At 62.8% G+C, this 393-nt stretch carries 1 protein-coding gene; it reads right to left on the bottom strand.

Annotated elements, in window-relative coordinates; genetic code table 11:
* Nucleotides 1–393, bottom strand: a 393-nt coding sequence (locus tag EAF07_RS10480) for a type 2 periplasmic-binding domain-containing protein (RefSeq protein WP_183121705.1), incomplete at both ends; no start/stop codon positions are given.

Genomic DNA, 393 nt, shown 5'->3' on the forward strand with positions numbered 1-393 from the left:
GCCCTGGTATTTCGGGTCGATGAAGACGTTCAGGCTGGCCACGTCCTCGGCCGGCACGGTGTCCTTGTTGTAGGCGATGGCGGTCGCGCCCCAGTCGGTCGGGATGTACCAGACTCCGGTGTCGTCCTTGAAGATCGGCGAATGCAGGAAGCTGGGGTCGATGGTCGAAAAGGCGGGAATGCGCGACACGTCCCAGGGCTCGATCAGCCCGGCGTCGCGATATTTCGACACCATCTGCGAACAGGGGTGCGCCACGTCCGCCTTGAAGCCCGAGGCGAGCTTCTGATAGGCCTCGTCGTCATCGCCGTAGAAGGCGAAGGTGGGGCTGTCGCCGTATTTGTCGACATAGCCCTGGAAGATCACCGGCTCCTCGAATCCCGCCCAGTCGAAGAC

Origin of the sequence: Streptococcus hillyeri (assembly GCF_003686955.1) — a bacterium.
Classification (GTDB): domain Bacteria; phylum Bacillota; class Bacilli; order Lactobacillales; family Streptococcaceae; genus Streptococcus; species Streptococcus hillyeri.